This is a genomic window from Pseudomonas sp. CM25 (assembly GCF_013179705.1).
In the GTDB taxonomy this organism is placed as follows: Bacteria; Pseudomonadota; Gammaproteobacteria; order Pseudomonadales; family Pseudomonadaceae; genus Aquipseudomonas.
The window spans coordinates 22,300-30,982 of record NZ_JABMCW010000032.1; the positions used below are offsets into that span (position 1 = coordinate 22,300).

General features: G+C 64.3%; 6 protein-coding genes. All 6 read right to left on the minus strand.

What is annotated here, in order from left to right; translation table 11 throughout:
• Positions 1–12: 12 nt before the first annotated feature.
• Positions 13–1,161 carry an efflux RND transporter periplasmic adaptor subunit gene (locus HP546_RS05955; RefSeq protein WP_172221081.1) on the minus strand — a complete coding sequence of 383 codons (1,149 nt, stop codon included), beginning with the start codon at positions 1,159–1,161 and terminating at the stop codon, positions 13–15.
• A 232-nt stretch (positions 1,162–1,393) separates the two neighbouring features.
• Positions 1,394–2,491 (minus strand): DUF1513 domain-containing protein, encoded by a 1,098-nt coding sequence (locus HP546_RS05960; RefSeq protein ID WP_172221084.1) that lies wholly within the window; start codon positions 2,489–2,491, stop codon positions 1,394–1,396.
• A gap of 2 nt (positions 2,492–2,493) precedes the next feature.
• Positions 2,494–3,558, minus strand: coding sequence for an imelysin family protein (locus HP546_RS05965; RefSeq protein ID WP_172221087.1), 1,065 nt, complete (start codon positions 3,556–3,558; stop codon positions 2,494–2,496).
• Between the two features lie 19 nt (positions 3,559–3,577).
• Entirely contained in the window at positions 3,578–5,005 is a 1,428-nt protein-coding gene (locus HP546_RS05970) for a di-heme oxidoredictase family protein (protein ID WP_172221090.1), read from the minus strand.
• A 162-nt stretch (positions 5,006–5,167) separates the two neighbouring features.
• Positions 5,168–6,502, minus strand: coding sequence for an imelysin family protein (locus HP546_RS05975; protein WP_172221093.1), 1,335 nt, complete (start codon positions 6,500–6,502; stop codon positions 5,168–5,170).
• Between the two features lie 145 nt (positions 6,503–6,647).
• On the minus strand, positions 6,648–8,683 hold a 2,036-nt coding region (locus tag HP546_RS05980), incomplete at its 5' end, for a bifunctional diguanylate cyclase/phosphodiesterase (RefSeq protein WP_256678431.1).

Below are 8,683 nucleotides of genomic sequence, written 5' to 3' on the forward strand. Positions count from 1 at the left end.
GCCAGCCTCCTGTCAGTCCATGCCCGCTGCGCCCGGGTCGGGCTTGAGGGCGTTGTCCTGGCCGATACGGATGGCGGCGCCGGGGGTGAGCTTTAGCTGGCCGGCAGTAACCACCTGCTCTCCAGCCTGCAGGCCCTTGCTTACCACCACCAGCCCGTCACGGCGTTCGCCGGTGTGCACCGTGCGTTGTTCTGCGACCAGCTGGGGCTGACCCTTGTCGTCGTTTTCCGGCTTGCCATCCTTGTCCTTCTTCGGCGCGGCGACATACACCGAGTTGCCATACAAGGTGTAGGTAATGGCGCTTTCCGGCACCACCACGCGCGGCTGCGGGTCGGGCAGCAGGATCAGCAGGCTGGCGAACATGCCCGGCAGCAGTTTGCCGTCCGGGTTGCCCATGGTCGCGCGGACCAGCAGGTTACGCGTGGCTTCATCGACCTTGGGGTTGATGGCGCTGAGGCTGGCGGGGAAGGTCTGGCCGGGGTAGGCGGCCACCTGCACCAGCACCTGCTGGCCCAGGCTCAGGTGAGGCAGGGTCTGTTCCGGCACGTTGAAGTCGACGTACAGGCTGGAGGTGTCCTGCAACGTGGCGATCACCGTGCCGGCGGCAAGGTAATCGCCGACGTCCACCTGGCGGATGCCGATGGTGCCGCTGAAGGGGGCACTGATGCTTTTTTTGGTCTTGGATGCCCTGAGTTGCTCCACTACCGCCTGGTTGCGCAGGTACTGCGCATTGAGGCGGTCGAACTCGCCGCGCGAGATCGCCGAATCACCAACCAGCTGCCTGCCGCGGCCAAAGTCGACTTTGGCCAGGCCCAGGTCGGCCTCGGCAGTGCCGAGCAGGGCCGTTTCCTGGTCGTCGTTGAGGCGCAGCAGCGGCTGCCCGGCCTTCACTTTTTGCCCGGAGTCGAAGTACAGGGTTTTGACGATGCCTTCTACCTCCAGGCTCAGCTCCACGCCCTGCAGCGCCTTGAGGCTGCCGACGGCGGGCAGGCGCTCTTGCCACTGGCGCTGTTCGGCCAAGGCGGCCGCGACGGTGATGGGCGGCTTGGGGGCAGTGAACATCTGGATCTGCTGGTAGATCGAAAACGCCTTGTAGCCAGCGAGGGCCAGCACGATCAGCAGAACCACGGCCAACATGATGAGCATGCGCCGGCGCAGCATAGGTCCGGTTCCTTGGATACGGTTGTTATTCGTTTGGACACGACAACGGGCGATCCTGCCCACGTGTGGATGGGGGAAGTATTGACTGTTTTTTGTAGAAAGGGTGTGAAATGCCTGCAAGGGCCCTTTCGCGGCTGAAGCCGCTCCCACAGGGACCACGTAATCATAGGGTTACGCGGTCCCTGTGGGAGCGGCTTCAGCCGCGAAAGGGCCGGCACCTACAGCAGAAAATTCAGACCAGATGCAGGTGGTTATCCCAGAACCCGGAGGGCAGGTTCATCGGCTGCCCGACCAGTTCGGCCTTGCGGCAGTCATAGAACCGGCAACGCCCCTGCCCGGAGGTGACGACAAAGCCGTCCTTCACGGCCCCCACCCCGGCGCAATCGGGCATCGGCGCATCCAGCCGCACTGCGCCGCTGTCCAGGTCCCAGACAAACAGGCGGTTGGCCCGTGGCGCGGTCAACGCCACCAGGCGCAACTCGCTGTGGATGGCCACGCTGGCGGTGTACTGGGCCATCGCCTGCAACTGCCGCTCTGGCACCGGGAAGGCCTTGAACGGCTCGCCCGGGCGTTTGATCGCCAGCAGTTCGGCTGTTTCGTCGGCATCGCCCATGAACTGCTGGCAGGCGGCGATGGTGCCATCGCTGCCCACCGCCAGGTGCCTCACGCTGTTCATCTGCTGGGCCAGGGTTTCCTTGCTCAGCAGGGTGCCGTCGCGCTGCATCAGCACCAGGCTGGGCTGCATGGCGTCGAGGTTCATCTCCACCCGGCTTTCGGCTTCGGTGCGGATGCCGCCGTTGGCCACGATCAGCGTTTCGCCGTCCGGCAGCCAGGCCACTTCGTGCGGGCCGATGCCGTGGGTCGGGATTTCACCGGTATGCACCAGGCGCTCACCCTCGAAGCGGTACACACCGAGCAGGCCACGGCCGGGATCGGTGGTGTCGTTCTCGGTGGCATACAACCATTCGCCGCCTTTGTGCACCACGGCGTGGCCGTAGAAATGCCGGTTCGGCTGCGAGGTGATCGTCTGCAACAGGCGCCCGTCGCGCAGGTCGACCAAGTAGCTTTCGGTACCGGGGCGACGGGCGACGAACAGGGCGATCGGCTGTTCGGGGTGGTGGATGATAGCGTGGCAACGCTGGGCGACCTGGGTGCTGAACACCTGGGTGCCGTCCAGGCGGAAACCGACGGCATAGTGCTTGCCGTCGCCATCGTCACGCGCCGAGAGCAGCAGGGGTTCGCTGCCTTTGTTGCGGAACAGGCTCCAGCCGCCCAGGGTCAGGGCGCTGAGCAATACGCTACCGAGTTTGAGGGCCTGGCGTCGCAGCATGATCAGTCACCGTCGTTGGCATTGAAGCCCAGCTGGATGTTCAACGCCTTGGCCAGCTCGCCTTCGTGCAGGCGGTGGACGACGTTGAGGCTGTCGTAGATCTGGTTGAGGGTTTGCTGGCCAGCCTCGTCGGCCAGCAGCTCGCCCAGGGTCTTCTGGTTGTCGGCCAGCAGCTTGAGCGAGGTAGCGTAGGCGTCGTCGATCTTGCCGGCCAGCGCTTTCTGATCGCTGGGCAGCAGGCCGCGCATGCCCTGGTTGTCGACCCCGACCCACACGGCCTGCGCCGCCTTGAGGGTGGCTTCCAGGCTTTTCATGGAAGAATGGCTGCGCCAGGCTTCTGCCTGCAGCGGCTGTGGAATGCCCTTGCTCTGACGGCCCATCGGCGCGCCCAGTTTTTTCTTCAGGCTGTCCAGTGCAGTGACCTGCGAGCGCAGCAGGTCGGCGATTGCCTCGTGCGAGTCGGCGTAGCGCTGGTTGGGGAACTTGGTCATCTGCGAGAGCATGCCGTCGGTGCTGTTCCAGCCCTTGAGGATCTCTTCGGCCAGCGCCTTCTGGTGTTCGCCAATGGCCACCAGCAGCGGGCAGTAGCGGGCTTTCTGCTCGGCTGTGGCGATGTCCGGCTTGCTGTCGAACAGGATGTACTCGTACGCCGACAGGCCACGTACCACCACGCTGGCCTTGCCCAGGGCGGCAGCGTCTACCGGCTTGTCGCCGTTGACCAGTTGCTCGACCTGGCGGCCCACCAGGTTCTTCTTGTCGGGCCAGAACTGTACCTGCCACGCGCGGTTGCCTTCGGCCAGCGGGCCGACCAGCAGCGGTTGCAGTTCAGCCCAGGCCTTTTGCGCATTGAGGAAGTCGGCGCGGGCCTTGTCCAGGCTTTCCTTGCCTTCGCAGTAGGCCAGGGCGCTGGCAGCCAGCGCACGGTCGGCTTCGACCCAGCGGCTGTAGGTTGGCAGGATCACCTGCTTGGCGATGGCCGCCGAGGTGACTGCTTGCGGGTCCTGCGGCGAGCAGGCACCGAGAGCAAGTGCGGCGAGGCTGGTGAACAACAGTTTGGGTCGGAACATGCCCGGCTCCTTAGCGCGTTTAAAGTGAGTTCAGGAACGCCAGCAACGCGGCGCGTTGCTCGGCATCGAATGTGAGCACGAAGTTGCGTGCCGCCTCGGCTTCGCCACCATGCCAGAGCACGGCTTCCAGCAGGTTGCGGGCGCGGCCGTCGTGCAGGAACTGGCTGTGGCCACTGACGGTTTCGCTCAGGCCGACGCCCCATAGTGGCGCGGTACGCCAGTCCTGGCCGTTGGCGGCGAATTCGGTACGCTCGTCAGCCAGGCCCGGGCCCATGTCATGCAGCAACAGGTCGCTGTAGGGGCCGATGACCTGGTTGGCCAGTTCGGGCTCGGCCGCATCGGCGGCGGTGGTGAATTGCGGTGTGTGGCAACCCTGGCAGCCGGCCTGGTAGAACAGGTTCTTGCCGGCCAGTACCTGCGTCGACCCTACGTCGCGGCGCGCCGGTACGGCCAGGTTGCGGGTGTAGAAAGTGACCAGGCGCAGGATGTTGTCGCTGACTTCCTTTTCGCCGTTGGCGCCGTCGCCGTTGGGCGCGGCCAGGCAGTCGGCCTGCGCCGCGGTGCAGTCGTCGCCAGGCTGCAGGGTGGTGGTCAGGCCCATGTCGCCGGCAAAGGCGTGCACGTTCTGCTGGTTGACATTGGGCTGCCCGGCTTTCCAGCCGAAGCGGCCGATCACGGTCTTGCCCTGGGCATCATCCCACACCCGGTTGGCCCGCCCGCGGATACCGTCGCGGTTGCGGTCGTCCGGGTCTTCGTTGGCCAGCAGGTCGGCTTCGGGGATGGCTTCGAGCAGGCCCAGGCCGATCATCGGCGGCGCCACCCTCGCTGAAAAGCGCGTGTCGGGGTGCATCACGCCGTAGCCAAGCTGGGTGATCTGCAGGGTCGGCTTGCGCAGCTCGACCTGGTGGCCATCCTTGAACGAAACAGTCTGGCTGCTGTAGCTCACCCGTACCTTGCCTTCTGGCGCCACCCCGGGAATGGCCATGTCCTGCAGCTGGGTGCCGTACACTGGCTCCGGCACCACGCCAAGGCGCTCGATCACCTTGGCCAGGTAGGGCTGATCGGGGATCGACAGGCGTACCAGCATGCCCACGGCGTTGTTGTCATCCAGTTCGGGCGGGTGGCCACGGCCGTCGCGCACGTGGCAGTTCTGGCAGGCGTTGGTGTTGAACAGCGGACCCAGGCCGTCACGCGCGGTCGTGGTCGATGGGGCGATCACCCAGGGGTTGCGGAAAAAGCTGTTGCCCACGGCAAAATCCAGGCGCCGCTCGGGCGAGAGGTTGGCCGAAGGCAGGGAATAGGCGTTGCGGTCGCTGCGCTGCACGGTCGCCTTGCCGCCTGACAACGCTTCGCCGGGCTCGGCCTGGGTAAAACGCGGGGCGTCGTCACAGGCGGCGAGGGCGAGGGCCAGCAGCAGCAGGGGGAGTCGGGACAGCGACAAGGACATCGAAAATCCTGGGCGTGAGCGAAAAACCGGCGTGCAAGCTTAGCAGGGTGGGGAAGTTTGAATAAGAGCAATTTGCAATTGCTGGATGAAATCGGTGTCAGTTGGCCAGAAGCCAAAAAGGCGACCCGAAGGCCGCCTCTTTCATGAACCGCTACCGCACGATCAGAATTCGTGATCCGCAGTATCCGGGTTCAGGTTGGAAATGCCCAGCTTGCCTGCGGCCTGCTCGATCGCGCCGGTCTGCTTGACCAGCGAAGCGATGGCATCACGCACGATCTGATTGCCGGCGGTGTTGTCGGCAGCGATCAGCTGGTCGTAGTGCTCGCCTTTGAGGGCGTGGTCGACGATCACCTGGATCTTGGCTTCGGTGGCTTCCAGGTCGGCCTTGAGGGTGGCGTCGGCGGCCGGGTCGACCTTGGCTACCAGCGACGACAGGCTTGGGCCGGTCACCTTGCTGCCGTCCGGACGGGTGTACTCGCCCAGGTAGACGTTGCGGATGCCCTTGGCGTCGTAGAAGTGCGAGTAGTGAGTGTTGTCGCTGAAGCAGTCGTGCTCGTCTTCCGGCGAGTTGGCTTCCAGCGAAACTTTCATGCGCTCGCCCGCCAGTTCGCCCAGCGACAGGCTGCCCATGCCGAACAGCATCTTGCGCAGGCCGTCGTTGACCGATTCGGCTTCCAGCTTGGCGCGGTAGTTGTCGGCCACGTTCGGTGCCCAGTTGCCGACCATCTCTTCGAGGTCCTTGACCAGCAGGTCGGTGACGGCCTTCAGGTAGGCGCGGCGACGGTCGTTGTGGCCGCCAGTGGCGCCCTGGCCTTCCAGGTAATCGGAAGCCGGACGGTTGCCAGCGCCCGGGCCGGTGCCGTTCAGGTCCTGGCCCCAGAGCAGGAACTCGATGGCGTGGTAGCCGGTGGCAACGTTGGCTTCGGAGCCGCCCAGTTCGTTCAGGCTGGCCAGCTTCTCGGGGGTGATGTCCTTGACGTCGATTTTCTCTTCGCCCACCTGGATCTCGGTGTTGGCGATGATGTTGGCGCTGGCGGCCGGGTTGCCCAGGGCGTGCTCGTAGCTCTTGTCGACGTAGTCGATCAGGCCTTCGTCCAGGGGCCAGGCGTTCACTTGGCCTTCCCAGTCGTCGATGATGGTGTTGCCGAAGCGGAACGCTTCGCTCTGCAGGTACGGTACGCGCGAGGCGAACCAGGCTTCCTTGGCGGCCTTCAGGGTTTCGTCGTTGGGCTTGGCCAGGAACGCGTCGACAGCGGTCTGCAGGGTTTTGGCGGTGCTCAGCGAGTCGCTGTACACGGCGTAGACCAGCTCGGCGTAATGCTTGACCACTGCTTTACCGGCGGCTTCGTCGACGGCCCCTGGCGCGGCAGCGGTGGTGCTGGCGGCAGCAGGTGCCTGGGCTTGCGGAGCAGCAGCCTTGTCATCTTTTTCGCCGCAACCGGCAAGGGCGATGGCGATGGCCAGCAGACTGGCCGAGGCCAGAGGCATACGAATCATTATTGGTTTTCCTGCGTCGTGTGGTTGGACAGTGCGCCGAGGCACGCGAAACCACAACATCATGCGAAAGATTTGCATTTGCTGTAAAGGGGCGGGGGCGCAATTGATGTAAATGCGGGTCACGGCCTGTAACCGGCGGGTTGCGTCAGAACATCGAAACCTGGTTACGCTGGGCCTGCTTGAGGAATTGGGTGAGCTCACGGGCCGACAGCGGCTTGCTGTAGTGGTAGCCCTGGCCCTCATGGCAGCCTTGGGCGACGATGTAGGTTTCCTGTTCGACGGTTTCCACGCCTTCGGCAATTACCTGCATGCCCAGGCTCTTGCCCAGCTGGATGATGGCGCGAACGATGGTGGCATCGTCATCGTCGTCGAGCAGGTCCTGGACGAAGCTCTTGTCGATCTTGATCTTGTCCAGCGGCAGCGATTTCAGGTAGCTGAGCGACGAGTAGCCGGTGCCGAAGTCATCGATGGCAATCAGCGCCCCCGAGCGGCGCAGGCTCAACAGGTGCTGGGCGGCGGTGCTGATGTCCTCCATCAGGCCTGTCTCGGTGACTTCCAGCTCAAGGCTGCGCGGCGGCAGGCGGTAGGCCTGCAACAGGTTGTTGACCACCCGCGGCAGTTCGCTGTGGTGCAGCTGCACGGTCGACAGGTTGACCGCCATGCGCAGGTCGCTGAAGCCTTGGTCATGCCATTCGCGCAGTTGCCGGCAGGCCTGGTCGAGCACCCATTCGCCGATGCTGATGATGCTGCCGTTCTGTTCGGCCAACGGAATGAACTGGTCCGGTGGCACCATGCCCAGCTCTGGGTGCTGCCAGCGCAGCAGCGCCTCGACCCCGACAACGCGGTGGTCGCGGTAGCTGATCTGGGGTTGGTACACCAGGTACAGCTGGTTGCGCGGCAGGGCCTCGCGCAGGTCCTTTTCCAGCTCGCGGCGGCGGCGCATCTCACTGTCGACGCTGGCGATGTAGAACTGATAGCGGTTGCGCGAACGGGCCTTGGCCAGGGTCATGGTCTGTTCGGCTTTTTGCAGCAGTTTCTCGGTGCTGTCGCCATCTTCGGGGAACAGGGTGATGCCGATGGTGGCGCGCAGGCGAATCTGCTGATGGTCGAGGTCGAACGGCACTTCCAGGTCGTCAAGAATGCTCTGTGCCAGTTCGGCGGCCTCGTAGGGCTGTTCGATGTTGGCTTGCACCAGGGCAAACTGGTCACCGCCCAGCCGTGCCAGCGCACCGAGGCGGCCGCTGTGGGCGCGCAGGCGGTCGGCCAGCGCCAGCAGCAGTTGGTCGCCGACCTGGTAGCTGAATTGCTCGTTGATGCCCTTGAAGTCGTCCAGGCCCACGCACAGCACTGCCACACGGTGCTGCAGGCGGCCGCCGTCGACGAGGATCTTGTCCAGCTGCTGCTGCAGTTGCTGGCGGTTTGGCAGGCCAGTGAGGAAATCGTACTGGGCCATGCGTTGCAGGCTGTTCTCGGCCTCATGGCGCAGGTGGGTGTTGCGCTCGATCGATGCCAGCAACTGGTTGGCGGTATTGACCCACAGGCCCAGCTCGTTCTTTTCGTGGCCCTTGAGCAGCGGAATCTGGTGCTGGCTGGGGCGATCGGGGTTGATTTGGGTGAGGTGCTCGATGATTTTCGACAGGGGTTTGGTCAGCAGCCAGTGATAGACCAGGTACAGCACCAGGCCCATCGCCAAGGCCCGTAGCACGCCGGAGACGAAGATGATCACCGCGTTGATCAGGAAGTCTTCACCGTAGGAGGAGGTGTCGAGGGTGATGCTGAGGTCGCCGTAATATTCGCTGTAGGGGCCGCGACCGACCAGTTGCGTGGTGTAGGTGCGTTCCTGGCCGAGGATCAGGTCGGTCAGCCAGCGCATCGACATGTCCTGCAGCGGGCGGGACTTTTCTGCCAGCATGGTTTCGTTGGGGTGGCCGATGGAGGCCATGCGCACCGATTCGTCCTGGAACAGGCCTTCCATTACCTGCATGCCCATTTCGCGGTCCAGGCTGTACACCGCCTGGGTTGAAGGGTCGCGGAACATGTCGAGGATGCGCTGGGCATCGTTGTTCACGGCCTGGCGGGTCTTGTAGGTGTCATAGACGATTTGCGCACAGCTGAGCACGACGCCGACCGCCAGCGCCGACAGCAGCACGACCCTGAGCAACTTGACCGACAAGCTGTTCC